20 protein-coding genes are annotated in these 15,233 nt (G+C 59.2%); 8 read left to right on the top strand and 12 right to left on the bottom strand.

From position 1 onward, the window contains the following. The first annotated feature begins 277 nt into the window (after nt 1-277). The 5 genes from rimO (at nt 278) to tsaA (ending at nt 4,290) form a co-directional block, all read left to right on the top strand. Nucleotides 278-1,618, top strand: coding sequence for a 30S ribosomal protein S12 methylthiotransferase RimO (gene rimO, locus BFW87_RS17670; RefSeq protein WP_078741036.1), 1,341 nt, complete (start codon nt 278-280; stop codon nt 1,616-1,618). A gap of 95 nt (nt 1,619-1,713) precedes the next feature. After that, a complete protein-coding gene (locus tag BFW87_RS17665) occupies nt 1,714-2,226 on the top strand; it encodes a GNAT family N-acetyltransferase (RefSeq protein WP_078741035.1) in 513 nt (170 codons plus the stop codon). 124 nt (nt 2,227-2,350) lie between these two features. Next, nucleotides 2,351-3,061, top strand: a complete 711-nt coding sequence (locus BFW87_RS17660) for an rRNA pseudouridine synthase (protein ID WP_078741034.1) — start codon at nt 2,351-2,353, stop codon at nt 3,059-3,061. A 68-nt stretch (nt 3,062-3,129) separates the two neighbouring features. Further along, entirely contained in the window at nt 3,130-3,591 is a 462-nt protein-coding gene (locus BFW87_RS17655; protein ID WP_078741033.1) for a DUF1456 family protein, read from the top strand. Nucleotides 3,592-3,594: 3 nt separating this feature from the next. Continuing rightward, a complete protein-coding gene (tsaA, locus tag BFW87_RS17650) occupies nt 3,595-4,290 on the top strand; it encodes a tRNA (N6-threonylcarbamoyladenosine(37)-N6)-methyltransferase TrmO (protein ID WP_078741032.1) in 696 nt (231 codons plus the stop codon). 135 nt (nt 4,291-4,425) lie between these two features. Here the strand turns inward: tsaA and fpr are convergent, their stop codons facing one another. Beyond that, nucleotides 4,426-5,205: a ferredoxin-NADP reductase gene (gene fpr / locus BFW87_RS17645; RefSeq protein ID WP_003189055.1), complete on the bottom strand. Its 780-nt coding sequence runs from the start codon at nt 5,203-5,205 to the stop codon at nt 4,426-4,428. A gap of 125 nt (nt 5,206-5,330) precedes the next feature. Here fpr and BFW87_RS17640 point away from each other — a divergent pair, with 125 nt between their 5' ends. Continuing rightward, nucleotides 5,331-6,257 carry a LysR family transcriptional regulator gene (locus BFW87_RS17640; protein ID WP_003189054.1) on the top strand — a complete coding sequence of 309 codons (927 nt, stop codon included), beginning with the start codon at nt 5,331-5,333 and terminating at the stop codon, nt 6,255-6,257. 4 nt (nt 6,258-6,261) lie between these two features. Here the strand turns inward: BFW87_RS17640 and BFW87_RS17635 are convergent, their stop codons facing one another. From BFW87_RS17635 to BFW87_RS17625, 3 genes are all read right to left on the bottom strand, one after another. Then, the gene (locus BFW87_RS17635) at nt 6,262-6,630 is read right to left on the bottom strand and encodes a diacylglycerol kinase (protein WP_176159775.1); all 369 of its coding nucleotides are present in this window, start codon (nt 6,628-6,630) and stop codon (nt 6,262-6,264) included. Between the two features lie 69 nt (nt 6,631-6,699). After that, nucleotides 6,700-7,350, bottom strand: coding sequence for a response regulator transcription factor ErdR (erdR, locus tag BFW87_RS17630; RefSeq protein ID WP_078741031.1), 651 nt, complete (start codon nt 7,348-7,350; stop codon nt 6,700-6,702). Nucleotides 7,351-7,462: 112 nt separating this feature from the next. Next, entirely contained in the window at nt 7,463-8,182 is a 720-nt protein-coding gene (locus tag BFW87_RS17625) for a tRNA-uridine aminocarboxypropyltransferase (protein ID WP_078741030.1), read from the bottom strand. 179 nt (nt 8,183-8,361) lie between these two features. Here BFW87_RS17625 and BFW87_RS17620 point away from each other — a divergent pair, with 179 nt between their 5' ends. After that, nucleotides 8,362-8,802 (top strand): PA3611 family quorum-sensing-regulated virulence factor, encoded by a 441-nt coding sequence (locus tag BFW87_RS17620; protein WP_078741029.1) that lies wholly within the window; start codon nt 8,362-8,364, stop codon nt 8,800-8,802. Nucleotides 8,803-9,182: 380 nt separating this feature from the next. Continuing rightward, nucleotides 9,183-10,295, top strand: a complete 1,113-nt coding sequence (locus BFW87_RS17615; protein ID WP_078741028.1) for a TIGR00730 family Rossman fold protein — start codon at nt 9,183-9,185, stop codon at nt 10,293-10,295. A gap of 63 nt (nt 10,296-10,358) precedes the next feature. On the opposite strand, the gene recX is transcribed toward BFW87_RS17615, so the two are convergent. From recX to BFW87_RS17575, 8 genes are all read right to left on the bottom strand, one after another. Then, nucleotides 10,359-10,826 carry a recombination regulator RecX gene (recX, locus tag BFW87_RS17610; protein WP_078741027.1) on the bottom strand — a complete coding sequence of 156 codons (468 nt, stop codon included), beginning with the start codon at nt 10,824-10,826 and terminating at the stop codon, nt 10,359-10,361. Between the two features lie 8 nt (nt 10,827-10,834). Then, nucleotides 10,835-11,893: a recombinase RecA gene (gene recA / locus BFW87_RS17605; RefSeq protein ID WP_078741026.1), complete on the bottom strand. Its 1,059-nt coding sequence runs from the start codon at nt 11,891-11,893 to the stop codon at nt 10,835-10,837. 83 nt (nt 11,894-11,976) lie between these two features. Then, nucleotides 11,977-12,477 (bottom strand): CinA family protein, encoded by a 501-nt coding sequence (locus tag BFW87_RS17600; RefSeq protein WP_078741025.1) that lies wholly within the window; start codon nt 12,475-12,477, stop codon nt 11,977-11,979. Nucleotides 12,478-12,558: 81 nt separating this feature from the next. After that, the gene (locus BFW87_RS17595; RefSeq protein ID WP_078741024.1) at nt 12,559-13,059 is read right to left on the bottom strand and encodes a lysis system i-spanin subunit Rz; all 501 of its coding nucleotides are present in this window, start codon (nt 13,057-13,059) and stop codon (nt 12,559-12,561) included. Next, nucleotides 13,047-13,598 carry a glycoside hydrolase family 19 protein gene (locus BFW87_RS17590; protein WP_078741023.1) on the bottom strand — a complete coding sequence of 184 codons (552 nt, stop codon included), beginning with the start codon at nt 13,596-13,598 and terminating at the stop codon, nt 13,047-13,049. The genes BFW87_RS17595 and BFW87_RS17590 overlap by 13 nt, the downstream gene beginning before the upstream one ends. Continuing rightward, complete coding sequence (locus tag BFW87_RS17585; RefSeq protein ID WP_078741022.1) at nt 13,595-13,786, bottom strand: hypothetical protein; 192 nt, start codon at nt 13,784-13,786, stop codon at nt 13,595-13,597. Before BFW87_RS17585 ends, BFW87_RS17590 begins: the two co-directional genes overlap by 4 nt. Next, nucleotides 13,779-14,132: a hypothetical protein gene (locus BFW87_RS17580; RefSeq protein ID WP_078741021.1), complete on the bottom strand. Its 354-nt coding sequence runs from the start codon at nt 14,130-14,132 to the stop codon at nt 13,779-13,781. Before BFW87_RS17580 ends, BFW87_RS17585 begins: the two co-directional genes overlap by 8 nt. Continuing rightward, nucleotides 14,129-15,223, bottom strand: a complete 1,095-nt coding sequence (locus BFW87_RS17575; protein ID WP_078741020.1) for a hypothetical protein — start codon at nt 15,221-15,223, stop codon at nt 14,129-14,131. Before BFW87_RS17575 ends, BFW87_RS17580 begins: the two co-directional genes overlap by 4 nt. Nucleotides 15,224-15,233: the final 10 nt, after the last annotated feature.

Raw genomic sequence — 15,233 nt, 5'->3', positions numbered from 1 at the left:
CACTCCTGCCCTTTTGACCTGAGGTCTTTTATAAACAGCACTGCCTGAGCATGCGCCGTTTTACTTCCAGTTACAGACGAATTATTGACTCAGGGGTTTCACCCACGTGTCACGGCGCGAAGCATAGCGCAGCACTCGTCGCATTTCCCTGCATAAAGCTGGTCAATTCCGCTGCCCGTCGCTAGAATTGCGCACTTTTTGATCAGAGGCACACCAAGTGCCCGTTTACCGCCGTGTCGTGCCCGACTGGCGGCGTCATTCAATACCGAGGTTAGACATGTCCACCACCATCGCAAAAGCCAACCCCAAGGTCGGCTTTGTATCCCTGGGTTGCCCGAAGGCTCTGGTCGACTCCGAACGCATCCTTACGCAACTGCGTATGGAAGGCTATGACGTCGTGTCCACGTACCAGGACGCAGACGTGGTGGTGGTCAACACCTGCGGTTTCATCGACTCGGCCAAGGCTGAATCGCTGGAAGTGATTGGCGAAGCCATCAAGGAAAACGGCAAGGTCATCGTGACCGGCTGCATGGGCGTGGAAGAAGGCAATATCCGCAAAGTGCACCCGAGCGTGCTGGCTGTGACTGGCCCGCAGCAGTACGAGCAAGTGGTCAACGCCGTGCACCAAGTGGTGCCGCCACGTCAGGATCACAACCCGCTGATCGACCTGGTGCCGCCGCAAGGCATCAAGCTGACCCCGCGTCACTATGCGTACCTGAAGATTTCCGAAGGCTGCAACCACAGCTGCAGCTTCTGCATCATTCCGTCGATGCGCGGCAAGCTGGTCAGCCGCCCGGTGGGTGACGTACTCGACGAGGCCCAGCGCCTGGTCAAATCCGGCGTGAAAGAGCTGTTGGTCATCTCCCAGGACACCAGCGCTTACGGCGTCGATGTGAAATACCGCACCGGTTTCTGGAATGGCGCGCCGGTGAAAACCCGCATGACTGAACTCTGCGAAGCCTTGAGCAGCCTGGGCGTGTGGGTGCGCCTGCACTACGTTTACCCGTACCCGCACGTGGACGAGCTGATCCCGTTGATGGCCGCCGGCAAGATCCTGCCGTACCTGGACATCCCGTTCCAGCACGCCAGCCCGAAAGTCCTGAAAGCCATGAAACGCCCGGCGTTTGAAGACAAAACCCTGGCGCGTATCAAGAACTGGCGCGAGATCTGCCCGGAGCTGATCATCCGCTCCACCTTCATCGTCGGCTTCCCCGGCGAAACCGAAGAAGACTTCCAATACCTGCTGGACTGGCTCACCGAAGCGCAGCTGGACCGCATCGGTTGCTTCCAGTACTCGCCGGTGGAAGGCGCCCCCGCCAACCTGCTGGACTTGGCCGTGGTGGCGGACGACGTCAAGCAAGACCGTTGGGAGCGTTTCATGGCGCACCAACAGGCAATCAGCTCGGCGCGCCTGCAATTGCGCATCGGCAAGGAAATCGAAGTGCTGATCGACGAAGTCGACGAGCAAGGCGCCGTTGGCCGTTGCTTCTTTGACGCGCCGGAGATCGACGGTAACGTGTTTATCGACGATGCCAGCGGTTTGAAGCCAGGCGACAAGGTCTGGTGCACCGTGACCGATGCCGATGAATACGACTTGTGGGCTGAAAAGCGCGACTGAGTCGGTAAAAACTGAAAAAGCCCCGCCTCTGGACAAGATGCGGGGCTTTTTTCGGTCTATCGTTTGATCAAAATCACCGGTAAAGGGCAGCAGGCATGCGTCAGCATTCGGTTATCCACACACCCACCAGCAGCGATTACGCGCAATTGACACAGATTTGGGAAGATTCGGTGCGTGCGACCCACGATTTCCTGCCGGAGAGTTACATCGTGTTGCTGAAGAACCTGGTGCTGACGCGCTACCTCGACGCCGTGATGCTGATCTGCACCAGGGACGCGCGCCAGCGTATTACCGGGTTTGCCGGGGTAGCGGGCGGCAAGGTGGAGATGCTGTTTATCGACCCTCAATACCGCGGCCAGGGCTTGGGCCGGCAGTTGTTACGTTATGCGATTGAGCATTTGAATGCCGATGAGCTGGACGTGAATGAGCAGAACCCGCAAGCGCTGGGGTTTTACTTCAAGCAGGGGTTCGAGGTGATCGGACGTACGGAGCATGATGGCCTGGGGCAGCCGTACCCTTTGCTGCACATGCGTTTGCGCTCTTCTGTGGGAGCTGGCTTGCCTGCGATGGCATCGCCTCGGGCTCAGCTGTACGACCGAGGTGCCTGAATCGCAGGCAAGCCAGCTCCCACACAAGCAAGTACCCACAAAAAGCACCAGCACTGAAATGGGTCCGGGATTAACCGGCGCCAGGCAGGTACAATAGCCGCCCCCTTTTGTTACGGCCCTTGTCATGACTGACCCCATACGCCTCTCCAAACGTCTGATCGAACTGGTCGGTTGCTCCCGTCGGGAGGCTGAGCTGTTCATTGAAGGCGGCTGGGTCTCGGTGGACGGTGAAGTGATCGACGAGCCGCAGTTCAAGGTCACCACCGAAAAGGTCGAACTCGACCCCGACGCCAAGGCCACCGTGCCAGAGCCGGTCACCATCCTGCTGCACGCCCCAGTCGGCGTCGACGTCGAAACCGCCATGGCCTCGATCAGCGCCGACACCCTGTCCGAAGAACACCGCTTCAGCAAGCGCCCGCTCAAAGGCCACTTCCTGCGCCTGACCGCCAGCGCCGACCTGCAAGCCAAGGCCAGCGGCCTGCTGGTGTTTACCCAGGACTGGAAAATTCTGCGCAAATTGACCGCCGATGCCGCCAAGATCGAGCAGGAATACGTGGTGGAAGTCGAAGGCGACATGGTTGCCCACGGCCTCAACCGCCTGAACCACGGCCTGACGTACAAAGGCAAAGAGCTGCCGCCCGTCAAAGCCAGCTGGCAGAACGAAAACCGCCTGCGTTTTGCGATGAAAAACCCGCAACCGGGTGTGATCGCGCTGTTCTGCGAAGCGGTTGGCCTGAAAGTCATCGCCATTCGCCGTATCCGCATTGGCGGCGTGTCCATCGGCAAAGTGCCGGTCGGCCAATGGCGCTACCTGTCCGGCAAAGAGAAGTTCTAAGCCGTACGCCTTTTCTCGACACCGCCTGATTCGGCGGTGTCCTCAGTTGAAAACCAGGATTGCCCACCATGATTCACAATGACGTACTGCGCAGCGTGCGCTACATGCTCGACATCAGCGACAACAAGATGGTCGAGATCATCAAGCTCGGCGGCATGGACGTGACCAAAGACGACCTGCTGACCTACCTCAAGAAAGATGAGGAAGAAGGTTTTGTGTTCTGCCCTGACGACGTCATGGCGCACTTCCTCGACGGCCTGGTGATTTTCAAGCGTGGCAAGGACGAAAGCCGCCCGCCGCAGCCGATCGAAACCCCGGTGACCAACAACATCATCCTCAAGAAGCTGCGCGTGGCCTTCGAACTGAAAGAAGACGACATGCACGCCATCCTCAAGGCCTCCGAGTTCCCGGTGTCCAAGCCTGAGTTGAGCGCACTGTTCCGCAAGTTCGGCCACACCAACTACCGCCCGTGCGGCGATCAGTTGCTGCGTAATTTCCTCAAGGGCCTGACCCTGCGAGTGCGTGCGTAAGCCATGAGTTACAACGTCTCGCCCGTCGGCTTTGTGCGCTCCTGTTTCAAGGAGAAGTTCGCCATCCCGCGCCAACCCCAACTGGCGCCGGCCGCCCGTGGCGTGCTGGAGTTGGTGGCGCCGTTCGACAGTGGTGAGGCGGTGCAGGGCCTGGAGCAGGTCAGCCATGTGTGGCTGCTGTTTCTGTTCCATGAGGCACTGGAAGACAAACCGCGCTTGAAAGTGCGCCCGCCGCGCCTGGGCGGCAACACGTCCATGGGCGTGTTTGCCACCCGTGCGACCCACCGGCCCAATGGCATCGGCCAGTCGGTGGTGAAGCTCGACAAAGTGGAGCCGGGCAAGCTGTGGGTTTCCGGGATCGACCTGCTCGATGGCACGCCGGTGCTGGATATCAAACCCTACGTGCCCTATGCCGACATCATCGACATCGCCACCAACAGCATTGCCAGCGGCGCGCCGCCGCTGATTCCTGTGCAGTGGCTCAAGACTGCGCTGAAGCAGGCACAAGGCCATGCCCAGCGCCTGGGTGAGCCGTTGGTGGAATTGATTGATCAGTGTTTGGCGCAAGACCCGCGGCCGGCGTATCAGACGCCGGGGCCTGAGCGGGAATATGGCGTACGGTTTTGGGATGTGGAGGTGCGTTGGCACTATCCCGAGGCGGGCGTCATCTGTGTGCTGGAAGTGGTTGCGGCCAACTAAACGCCGAAAACAACTGTGGGAGCTGCTTGTGTGGGAGCTGGCTTGCCTGCGATTGCGGTGGTTCAGTCACTGATGTGCTGAATGACACATTGCTATCGCAGGCAAGCCAGCTCCCACAATTTTTTGTAGCGATGTTTATTTCTCGACGAAAGCACGCTCGATCAGGTAATCACCCGGCTCACGCATCCGTGGCGAGACTTTCAGGCCGAAGCTGTTCAACACTTCGCTGGTCTCGTCCAGCATGCTTGGGCTGCCGCACAGCATGGCGCGGTCGTCTTCAGGGTTGATCGGTGGCAGGCCGATGTCGCTGAACAGCTTGCCGCTGCGCATCAGATCGGTCAGGCGGCCTTCGTTTTCGAACGGTTCGCGGGTCACAGTCGGGTAGTAGATCAACTTGTCACGCAGGGCCTCGCCGAAGAATTCGTTCTGCGGCAGGTGCTCGGTGATGAATTCGCGGTAGGCGACTTCGTTGACGTAACGCACGCCGTGGCACAGGATCACTTTTTCAAAGCGCTCGTAGGTTTCCGGGTCCTGGATCACGCTCATAAAGGGCGCGAGGCCAGTACCAGTGCTGAGCAGGTAGAGGTGTTTGCCCGGCTTCAAATCGTCAAGCACCAGGGTGCCCGTCGGTTTTTTGCTGATGATGATCTCGTCGCCTTCCTTCAAGTGCTGCAATTGGGAAGTCAGCGGGCCATCCGGCACTTTAATGCTGAAGAACTCCAGATGCTCTTCCCAGTTCGGGCTGGCAATGGAGTAAGCGCGCATGAGCGGGCGGCCGTTGGGTTGTTGCAGGCCGATCATCACGAACTGACCGTTCTCGAAGCGCAGGCCCGGGTCGCGGGTGCACTTGAAGCTGAACAGCGTGTCGTTCCAGTGATGAACACTGAGGACACGTTCGTGGTTCATGTTGCTCATGTACGGGGAACTCCTGGAAATGGGTCTGCGCCAGAAAGATAGGTGCGCAATTGCACAGCATTCTAATGGCGGCGACAATATCTGTTAACTGGATTATTAAGATAAGGGTTATCGGTTATATCGATATGCGATTTACTCTCCGTCAACTGCAAGTCTTCGTCGCCGTCGCCCAGCAGGAAAGCGTCTCGCGCGCTGCTGGCCTTCTGGCCTTATCTCAATCCGCCGCCAGCACCTCGATCACCGAGCTGGAGCGCCAATCCAGCTGCCAATTATTCGACCGCGCGGGCAAACGCCTGAGCCTCAACGCCCTCGGCCACCAATTGTTGCCCCAGGCCGTGGCGCTGCTGGACCAGGCCAAGGAGATCGAAGACCTGCTTAACGGCAAGTCCGGCTTCGGCTCGCTGGCGGTCGGCGCCACCCTGACCATCGGCAATTACCTGGCGACGTTGCTGATCGGCAGCTTCATGCAGCAGCATCCCGAGAGTCAGGTGAAGCTGCATGTGCAGAACACTGCGCATATCGTGCATCAGGTGGCGCACTACGAAATTGACCTGGGTCTGATCGAAGGCGACTGCAGCCACCCGGACATTGAGGTGCAAACCTGGGTCGAAGATGAATTGGTGGTGTTTTGCGCGCCTCAGCATCACTTGGCCAAGCGTGGCGTAGCCACGATGGACGAGCTCACCCATGAAGCGTGGATCCTGCGCGAACAAGGCTCGGGCACGCGCCTGACGTTTGACCAAGCCATGCGCCATCACCGTAGCGCGCTGAATATACGCCTGGAGCTGGAACATACCGAAGCGATCAAGCGGGCGGTGGAATCGGGGTTGGGGATTGGCTGCATTTCGCGGCTGGCGCTGCGTGACGCGTTTCGGCGGGGCAGCCTGGTGCCGGTAGAAACCCCGGACCTGGACCTGGCCCGGCAGTTCTACTTCATCTGGCATAAACAGAAATACCAGACCTCGGCGATGCGCGAGTTTCTGGAACTGTGCCGCGCCTTCACCGCCGGGGTTCAGCGCAGCGACGAGATCGTGCTGCCAAGCATCGCCTGAGGGGTTAGATCAGGATGACGGCCCACACCAGGGTGATCATGGTCAGCGCAACAAATTGCGCAGCGCTGCCCATGTCCTTGGCGTTTTTCGACAGCGGGTGGCGGTCCAGGGAAATCCGGTCGATCGCCGCTTCTACCGCCGAGTTGAGCAACTCAACGATCAGTGCCAACAGGCACACGGCGATCAGCAATGCGCGTTCGACACGGCTGACGTGCAGGAAAAAACTCAACGGAATCAGGATAACGTTCAGCAACACCAACTGACGGAATGCCGCCTCGCCGGTGAAAGCTGCGCGCAGGCCATCCAGGGAATAGCCCCCTGCGTTGAAGATACGTTTGATACCGGTTTGACCCTTGAAAGGCGACATAGAGATAGGCAACTGAACCAAAGAAGTGGGGAAACTAGTTCACGCAAAGTCAAAAAAGCGTGAATCGGTTACATATTAATGCTGCGAAATTGACTCAAGTTGTTGCAAGAGCAGCGCCGCCTGGGTGCGTGTACGTACCCCAAGCTTGCGGAAGATCGCCGTCACGTGAGCTTTGATGGTCGCTTCCGACACACTCAGCTCGTAGGCAATCTGCTTGTTCAACAAGCCTTCACAGACCATGGTCAATACACGGAACTGCTGGGGCGTGAGGCTGGCAAGGCCATCGCGGGCAGCCTTGGCTTCGTCGGACACGTTGATTTCTTCAAACGCTTGCGGCGGCCAGGACACGTCGCCATCGAGCACAGTGCGCACGGCGCTCTGGATAGCTTCCATTGAGCTGGATTTAGGAATGAAGCCACTGGCGCCGAACTCTTTGGAACGCACCACGACGTCAGCCTCTTCCTGGGCCGAAACCATCACCACGGGGATCTGCGGGTATTGCCCGCGCAGCAACACCAGCCCGGAAAAACCGTAGGCACCGGGCATGTTCAGATCGAGCAGCACCAGGTCCCAATCAGACTTTTCGGTGAGGCGCACTTCCAGTTCGGCAATGCTGGCCACTTCGACCAGCCGCACGTCCGGGCCAAGGCCGAGGGTGACGGCCTGATGCAGCGCGCTGCGAAACAGCGGGTGGTCATCGGCTATCAGGATGTCGTATGTGGCCATTGATTAAATGATCCTGTTTTTATGGGCGCCCCGGGGAGGGAGTCAAGCACTACGCCCGTTGGCATTTTAGCGGGTTGTGCGGTTACGGTGCCATCATGCAAACGTCGTCTGGCTATACCACCGGTATATAAGGTGCGAGACGCGTATGGACGTCATCGGTCAGGTCCAGTGGCATCTGAAACTTGGCGGCCAGGTAATGCGTGCTGAATACGTCGAGGTAAGCGTCGAGCACTTCGGCGCCGGCCTGATCTTCAGCCAACTCCAGACACAGCGCGGCGACTTCGGCCGTGCAAAAATGGTCATCCCGCTTGGAACGCCGCAACTTGTAACGCGACAGCTGTTCAGGCGCCAGGCTCAGCACCGGTAAATGTTCCAGATACGGGCTTTTGCGAAACATCTTGCGCGCTTCGCTCCAGGTGCCATCCAGCAGAATAAACAGCGGACGCTTGCCCTCCTCCACGTTCACTTCGCTGACAACACGCTCCGGGGCGACGAATTCACCGGGGAACACAATGTATGGCTGCCACTGCGGGTCGGCCAGCAAGGTGAGCAAATCGGGGTCGACTTCAGTACGCGACCAGGCAAACGCGGTGGTGTCGGCGATTACGTCGGCGATCAGCCAGCCGGTGTTACTGGGTTTCATCGGCTCGACGTCGTGCATCAACAGGCACATGGCAGAGCGTGCCGGCACCTTCGGACGCCAGGCGCACAGGCAATACTCGGGAATCACCCGGCAGCCGGGGCAGCGCTCGGCGCGCGAACCACGGTTGAGGAAAGGTCGCACGGCCCGGGCCAGGCGCTGGGTGCGCAAACGGGAGACGGCGTGGCTCATCGGGTGCACCGTGAGCAGGGGTCAATCGACACAAGGGAAACTCGAAGCAGGCTTAAGTGGCCGCAGTTTACCAGCGATACGCCTGGCTGTAGTGGCGATGGGTCACCTATAATTGCGCGCCACTGAACGCACAGCGCAGTGGCTGGTCTATGCACCAGTAACCGAATCAGGAGAGTTTCATGCTGCGTTCCATGCTGCGCCTTGTCGTCCCATCCGTCGCATTTGCGCTGGTCTTGCCCATGGGCGCCCAGGCAGCCTCGCTGCTGGAGGCCCAAATGAACCGCAAACTGCAAAGCGTCGCGGCTGAAAGCAACAAGGACCTGCCCCGGGAAATCGATGAAAAAACCCTGGAAGTGGCCTACACCGTTGAAGGCATGCAACTGATCGATCACCTCAGCGTGCAGCCGGATCGTGCAGAACAGATGCGTGCCAACCCCAAGGCCGTGTATTTCCAACTGGGCCAAAGCGTGTGCCTGAACAAGGGTTACCGCGAGTTGATGGCCAAAGGCGCGGTGATGCGCTACGACATCACCGAGAACAAGACCAACCGCCCCGTGGCGTCGGTCAAGTTCGTGGAAGCGGATTGCCCGGCCCCGGCGGCTGCGAAAAAGAAAAAGTAACACCCGCTCGCCCTTCGCGCGCGGCTGTCCAGCGGCGCGCGCATTCCCCCGCAGCTTCTGCCTGCCAAAAACCAAACTACGTCATGTGTGATCAATAACCGGTTGCCAGCCATCGGTTTTTCGGCTCATGATCAAGTCATCCCTGCAGTCCATCTACCGCGTTTCCCACGCTGTTCTGTAACATTTTCAGGGCAAAAGAGGCTTGCCCTCCTGCGACTTGCAGTGCAAAGGTTTCCAAATCACAAGGAACATACAGAGCCCGCTTTGCCGCCTGGCGAGCACCGTGCATTGCCTTCGGGCATGCAGCGACACATGCAGTGTCGCGGCCCCGGACGAATCTCTCGCCGACGGCCCAGTCTCTGTGAAGAAGGAGAAGTTGAATGCCTTACGAATCGAATGACCAACTGCTTCGTCATTTTGAACAAAACGGGACTGACCTCACGCAGCAGGTCGACGCACAACTCCAGCTGATCGCCCCCAACAGCCCGAATATCCCCCTTTATCGCGACATGATCCTCACTGTCCTGCGCATGGCCCAGGACGACCGCAACCGCTGGAACGCTAAAATCACCCTGCAGGCGATTCGCGAACTGGATAACGCCTTCCGCGTTCTTGAACAGTTCAAGGGCCGACGCAAGGTGACCGTCTTCGGCTCGGCACGCACGCCGGTCGAAAGCCCGCTGTACGCCCTGGCCCGTGAAGTCGGCGCGGTTCTGGCAAAGTCCGACCTGATGGTGATCACCGGCGGTGGCGGCGGCATCATGGCGGCAGCGCATGAGGGCGCAGGCCTGGAGCACAGCCTGGGGTTCAACATCACCCTGCCGTTTGAACAGCACGCGAACCCGACCATCGATGGCACCGAGAACCTGCTGTCCTTCCACTTCTTCTTCACCCGCAAGCTGTTCTTCGTCAAAGAAGCCGACGCACTGGTGCTGTGCCCGGGCGGTTTCGGCACCCTGGATGAAGCGCTGGAAGTATTGACGCTGATCCAGACCGGCAAAAGCCCGCTGGTGCCGGTGGTATTGCTGGACGCGCCAGGCGGCGGTTTCTGGCAAGGCGCGCTGGACTTTATCCGCAGCCAACTGGAAGCCAACCGCTACATCCTGCCTACCGACCTCAAGCTGGTGCGGCTGGTGTACAGCGCTGAAGAGGCGGTGGATGAAATCAACCGTTTCTATGCCAACTTCCACTCAACCCGCTGGTTGAAACGTGAGTTTGTGGTGCGCATGAACCACCCGCTCAGTGAACACGCACTGGCTCATTTACAGGCCGAATTCGCCAGCTTGCGCGTGAGTGGAGAGTTTCAGCAGCGCAACTACACGGGCGAAGAGCATGACGAGCCGAGGTTCAGCCATTTGACGCGGCTGGTGTTCAACTTCAACGGGCGGGACCAAGGCCGGTTGCGGGAATTGGTGGATTACATCAACTTGCCGGAGAACTGGGCACAGGCTCAGGGCAAGGCCCAGCAGCGAGTTGCACCCGAGCCGGCCTGAGTTTTTTGAAGGCAAAAAAAAGGCCCACTATTTTCATAGTGGGCCTTTTGTTTTTGGGTTCGCTCAGTCGTCCAGATCGCGGCCACTCAACAGGCGGCTGATCATCTCCATCGAAAACCCGCGATAGCTCAAGAACCGCCCCTGCTTCGCCCGCTCCCTGGCATCAATCGGCAGATGGCCGGAAAACTTGCGGCGCCAGGTGTCTTCCAGCTGCGAAGACCAACTGATACCGCACTCACGCAGGGCGAGGTCGATGTCAGTGCGTTGCAAGCCACGCTGGCTCAGCTCTTCGCGAATTCGCGCTGGGCCGTAGCCGGAACGGGCTCGGTAGGAGACAAAACTTTCGAGGTAACGAGCTTCCGAAAGCAGCCCCTCTTCCGTCAAACGGTCGAGGGCTGTTTCGATCATTTCGGGTTCCGCACCGCGCTGACGCAGTTTACGCGTCAGCTCGACTCGACCATGCTCGCGACGAGCGAGCAGGTCCATCGCAGTGCGCCGAACGGCGACGAGTGTATCCAGTACAACAGTCATCGTTTGCTTCAGACGTCAGTGTCGACTTCTTCCACTTCTTCAACCGGCTCGCGGTTGGCGGCAGCTTTCACGTCTGGCGCTGCGGTCAGCAGCTTGTCACGAATCTGCTTTTCAAGCGTGGCAGCGATGTCCGGATTGTCTTGCAGGAACTTGGCCGAGTTCGCCTTGCCCTGGCCGATCTTGCTGCCGTTGTAGGCATACCAGGCACCGGACTTCTCGACGAAACCGTGCAGCACGCCCAGGTCGATCATCTCGCCGTTCAGGTAGATACCTTTACCGTAGAGAATCTGGAACTCAGCCTGACGGAATGGCGGGGCCACCTTGTTCTTCACGACTTTAACGCGAGTTTCGCTACCGACAACCTCGTCACCTTCCTTCACCGCGCCAGTACGGCGGATATCCAGACGAACCGACGCATAGAACTTCAACGCGTTACCACCGGTGGTGGTTTCCGGGCTGCCGAACATCACGCCGATCTTCATACGGATCTGGTTGATGAAGATCACCAGGCAGTTGGCGTTCTTGATGTTACCGGTGATTTTACGCAGCGCCTGGGACATCAGACGGGCTTGCAAGCCCACGTGCATGTCACCCATTTCGCCTTCGATTTCAGCCTTCGGTACCAAGGCTGCCACGGAGTCGACCACGATCACGTCGATGGCGTTGGAGCGCACCAGCATGTCGGTGATTTCCAGGGCTTGCTCACCGGTGTCCGGCTGGGAAACCAGCAGGTCGTCAACGTTGACGCCCAGCTTGCCGGCGTACTCAGGGTCCAGGGCGTGCTCGGCATCGACGAACGCACAGGTGGCGCCCATTTTTTGGGCCTGGGCAATCACCGACAGGGTCAGCGTGGTTTTACCAGAAGATTCAGGACCGTAGATTTCAACGATACGGCCTTTTGGCAAGCCGCCAATGCCGAGCGCGATGTCCAGACCCAGAGAGCCAGTAGAAATAGCCGGGATCGCCTGACGGTCGTGATCGCCCATACGCATTACGGCACCCTTGCCGAATTGACGTTCGATCTGACCCAGGGCCGCAGCCAAGGCTTTCTTCTTGTTCTCGTCCATTGAAGTCCTCACGTAATCAATAAGGCCTGACGGCCAACACCTGTATAAGTAGACAGTATTGTTCCACAAAGATCCGGGATCGCCTACCCCTGATTTTCGATTTCTGCTGCAGCTCGTCGCAACAAGCCCTCTAACGCGGCCTTTACCGTTTGTCGGCGGACCTCGTCGCGGTTGCCGGGGAAGTGCGCCCGCTCGGCTGTGACCTCGTCGCCCACGCCAAACGCAAGCCATACGGTGCCCACCGGCTTGTCCGGCGAACCACCGTCCGGCCCGGCTATTCCGCTGACCGCCACGGCAAAACGCGACAGGCTTTTTTCCTGTGCGCCGCGCACCATGGCTTCCACCACTTCCTGGCTGACCGCGCCGACTTTGGGGAACAACGCTTCGGGCACGCCCAACTGCCGGGTCTTCTGTCGATTGGAATAGGTCACATACCCAGCCTCAAACCAGGCCGAACTCCCCGGAATCCGCGTGATGGCTTCTGCGATACCGCCACCGGTACAGGATTCGGCAGTGGTGACATGGGCATTGAGCACCTGCAAACGGCGACCCAGTTCAGCAGCCAGTTGAGTGATTTCCTTCACGGTCGTCTCCAGGAATGGGCGGGGGTTCGCCTACCCTACAGGAGCAGATTGCACACGCAAGCGACAGACTGATGCAAGACGCTAATGGGCGACGGCGTGCACGTAAGCCTGGCAGGCACGCAACGCAATCAGGGCGTTATCACCGTCGTCGGTGATGCCGATAATTCGTTGAGCATGCGCCGGGTCAAGTCGGGCGCGTGCGGCTGCATGAACCACGCCGCCGGCGGTGGTGGAGGTTGGCACTGCACAACCGCTGGCGGGGTCGGTGGCGTCGAGAAGGACTGACAGCCGCACATCAGCAGTGGCCAGGCGGTCGCGCAGAGTAGCCTGATGAAGCTGGGCATCGTTCAACTCCTGAGTATGTTGCCGGTCGCTGGCATCGAGCTGCTGCTCCAACGCCAGCCGTTTGTTTTGCTCCAATTGCTGCTGATGCAAGGCAAAAGCGCTTTGCTGACTGAGCGCCTGGGCTTGCTCAGCCGATTGCCGCTCAAGTTGCGCGCCATAACGCCAGGCCTGCACCTGCCACACAACCGCCATCAGCAGGCAAACACCGACCCAGCGACACCCCGTCAGGTAACGCATAACGCCGCCTTCGCCCGCGCCCACAATTGCAAACGGTCATCCAGGCCATTGAGACCACCATTGATCCGTCGGGTGATCGTCGTGAACTGGTCCTTGTCCGCCAGCTCATTCAAGCCATTGCTCTGCCAAAACCACGCCGCGGACTCACACGCCCACTGCGGCTGTTCGAGCAGTTCCGGTTGCTGCAACAGGCGATCGTCACCAAACAACGCCTGACTGCAGGCCAGGTAGTTGCGTCGACCAGTGATCTGGATCAGCCCCCGCCCACGATACTTCTGGCCGTCGCCGTCCGCTTCGGGGGTGTTGCCCAAGCGGGCGGCCAGGGGGCCGGTGTCGTATTTGCTGAGGTATTGGTCACTGCCCAGTTCGCGTACGTAACGCAGTTGGGCAGACTCATGGCCGACCTGAGAGAGGAAGGCGGCGACGCGCCGTGCGGTCATTATCTGGTGGTTCGCCATGGCGGTATTCAACGCCGCAATAAAAACGCCCGCTTGGGAGCGGGCGTTGGGCAGAACCTGTTGAAGCTCGCCGAGGGTCATCTGATCACCTTGCTACGCGCCACAGCCCGCGCGGCCAATATGGCTTCAGGCACAGGCTTGTTTTCCTCGATGAAGCGAAGGCTGTACCAGTCGGTGGAAAGCAGATAAGCCAGCGCCTCCCGGGAATCTGCCTGCGCTTGAATATCTTGCGGCGTCAGGGTTCTTTCCAGTTTCGAAAGATCAAACATCATCGACCTCCTCGGCGGGTTTGACGGTGTATGCAGACGTGTCCACCGGCTCGACCGGGAAAGGCACAGGCCCCGCCGACACCTGGAGCCGCCCGTTTTGCCACATGTAGTCTGGAGCATTGGCATTGACGGCCAGTTTCAAGGTCAACTCGATCTCGCCATTTCGGCGACTGACCGGCCCTGCAAACAGCGGGTGCTCAATCGCGGACATCGGCAAAGTCATACCCTCGGGGATCTGGGAGAGGTCAATACGCTCGTTGTTCAGAATCAGGCGTTCACCTTCCACGAAAGCCGTCGTGGGTGTTGCGATACCCATAGGTCTGAAAGGTACGTGATGGATAATCATGCGTGCCACCTCCCGATTGCGGTCACTGTCACTATGTTGTTCAGGGTGCGGTCGGATAGAAAGTAATAGGCGTTGATATCGCCGTAGGACCTGGCTGTCACGTCCCAATCAACCGATGGGTACACATTGTGAAAAACCGCCACGGGTGAATCGACGAACGCCGCCAACCACCCCACATTGCGGGTGACCCCGGCGGTGTAACCGACAAACCGTTGCTGGCAGATTTGCAGACCGCCGGCAAAGCGGAAATACCAGTTTTCAATGGTTCCACCACGCTCGATAAGCCCCGAATTGAGCGGCAACGCACCGGAAGGACCGGCGTTCAACACCCCGGAAATCGCATTGCCACTGTGGAGAACGCTGCGCCATTGAGGTGCCGCAGCCCCCGGATTGACGCTGAACTGGCGAAAGTGCAGACCATCTGCCGATACCGCCATCGACAACTGCGCCCGCCACTGCGGATCATGCCCCCACACTTGGGAGAGCACGCTGATAGCCCCAAACCCAGGAACGCCGTCCGGGTGGCGGTAATAACTGTACAACCCGGTATTCGCTTTATTTGGCGAAGCCGTCTGCGCGGAGGAGACGCCCATCATCTCCCCAGGCACCGCACCGGGGCCGTAGCCCAACGCGAACAACGACGAATTAAGATCACTGCGCCACGGTGTCCATGCGCCATCAGCGCGCCGACCGCGTATAAATATCGATTCGTCCAGCATCGCCTTCGCGGTTTGCCAGATGTACCCACCTGAGTTGGCGATCTGCAGAATCTGCACATAAGGGTTGGGCAAATTGACCCCGCCATTACCGAACTCAAACAGCCCGCTGACTTTTGGCAACTCATTGGCATCGTCGGTAGGGCTCTTGGGAATGGGCGTGCCTCCCCACCCGGCATGGCCCATGGTTGGAATCCGACCTGGTGTGAAGTCCGCGCTGTCTACGACTGCATCACGGGTTGCCGCCGAGCCCAATTGAGCCTGGCGGGCATACAGTTCCTGGGTCATTGCATTGATCTTGATACTGGCACTGCGCGGGGTGTCGCCGCCCGCGCCAGTGGGTGCCGCACCGATATTGATTTCCTGTCGTGCCATGGGACTCTCC

Origin of the sequence: Pseudomonas fluorescens (assembly GCF_002022275.1) — a bacterium.
GTDB classification, from domain to species: Bacteria; Pseudomonadota; Gammaproteobacteria; order Pseudomonadales; family Pseudomonadaceae; genus Aquipseudomonas; species Aquipseudomonas fluorescens_AJ.
Note: the sequence above shows the minus strand (reverse complement) of the source record. Positions and strands in the feature narration are given on the sequence as shown.